Source organism: Streptomyces violascens (assembly GCF_014649955.1).
GTDB classification, from domain to species: Bacteria; Actinomycetota; Actinomycetes; order Streptomycetales; family Streptomycetaceae; genus Streptomyces; species Streptomyces violascens.
In genome coordinates this window covers 1-1,566 of sequence record NZ_BMUA01000082.1, presented here as the reverse complement: position 1 = coordinate 1,566, position 1,566 = coordinate 1, and the positions used below count along the sequence as shown (strand labels likewise).

Here is a 1,566-nt window from a genome sequence, read left to right as displayed (position 1 = left end):
CCCCTTCGAAGGCACCGTCTTCCCCAACGGGTACTTCGACGCCACCAAGGCGCGGTTCGCAACCGGCGACTACAACGGCGACGGCCGTGGCGACGTGGCGTTCCTGTACGACTACGGCGGCGGCAAGGTGAAGCTGTTCACCGCGCTCAGCAAGCCCGACGGCACCTACCAGACGCCGCTGATCGAATCGTGGTCCAGCCCCAGCGGCTGGTGGGCCAACGACCTCAAGCTGGAGTCCGGGGACTTCAACGGTGACGGCCGCGACGACCTCGCAGCCTGGTACTCCTACGCCGACGGCAGCGATCGGCTGTTCACCTTCACCGCCGACATCCGCGGCGGCTTCAACCCGCCGTTCGACTCCTACTACCTCAAGGCCGGCAACTGGGACGTCACCAAGAGCAAGTTCGTCACCGGCGACTTCAACGGGGACGGCCGCGACGACATCGCCGCCCTGTACGGGTATCCGGACGGCTCGGTGAAGATGCACACCTTCGCCGCCACCCCCACCGGCGCCTTCCAGGCCAGCATCCAGTCCTGGGGCGACACCGCCACTGGCTGGGGCGACTGGAACCGCACCTCCATCCAAGCCGGCGACTTCAACGGGGACGGCATCGACGACGTAGTGGCCTGGTACGACTACGCCGACGGCCACGACGGCCTCCACACCATGATCGCCAGCGGCAGTCACACCGGCGAGTTCGCCAAACCGATCCCCGCCCTGAACATGCCCGCCGGATGGTGGGACGTGAACCGGAGCAAACTCGTCACCGGTGACTTCGACGGTGACGGACGCGATGATCTCGCTTCCCTCTACGGCTACCCCGACGGCAGTGTCCGCATGTTCACCTTCACCGCCAAGACCGACAACAGCGGAACCTTCAACGCCGGCGTCGGCAGCTGGACCACCCCCACCGGCTGGAACCTCAACGAAGCCAACGTCATCCGCCCCTACAACTAACCAACCCCACTGAAAGTGATGGCCCAGTGTGGAGCAGCTGCTCCACACTGGGCCATCACCATTAAAAGATCACGAACGTTCACCAGCATGCAGGATTCAGAGCGCGATCACGCCGCAGGCCTACCGGCTTCGGCTTCAGAGCCGCACAAGCCCCTTCTTGAGCCGCCGCCCGAGCGACCGCTCAACGTACCGATGCACCAGCCAGGCCATGAGCACCATGCCGGTGGCGACGAGGGCGAGGAGCGGGTAAGTGGGGATGCGGGGTGAGAACGCGTGGAAGAGTTCCCAGCCGATCATCTGGTGCATCAGGTACAGCGGGTAGGTGACCGCGCCCGCGTACGTCAGCCAGCGCCACCGCATCCACGACAGGCGCCCCGTGGCCACCAGGCCGAGCAGGGCGAAGGACACGGCGAGGATGAGGACGACGGGCCAGGCCGGTACCAGTCGGCCCACGTACGCCTCCGTGCTGCGCCACATCTTGAGCGTGGCGGGCAGACCCGCGCCGAAGCACAGCAGCACGATGCCGGTGAGCATCAGGTTCGGGCGGAAGTGGTACATCAGGTAGAAGGCGATACCCGCGATGAAGTACCAGCTGTACTCGGGCATCA

At 65.6% G+C, this 1,566-nt stretch carries 2 protein-coding genes; one reads left to right on the top strand and one right to left on the bottom strand.

The window, feature by feature from the left end:
- A partial coding sequence (locus tag IE206_RS42190; protein ID WP_189972074.1) for an FG-GAP repeat domain-containing protein occupies nt 1-958 on the top strand: 958 nt, incomplete at its 5' end.
- 135 nt (nt 959-1,093) lie between these two features.
- On the opposite strand, the gene IE206_RS42185 is transcribed toward IE206_RS42190, so the two are convergent.
- Nucleotides 1,094-1,566: acyltransferase family protein (locus tag IE206_RS42185; RefSeq protein ID WP_373301077.1), on the bottom strand; the 473-nt coding region annotated here is incomplete at its 5' end.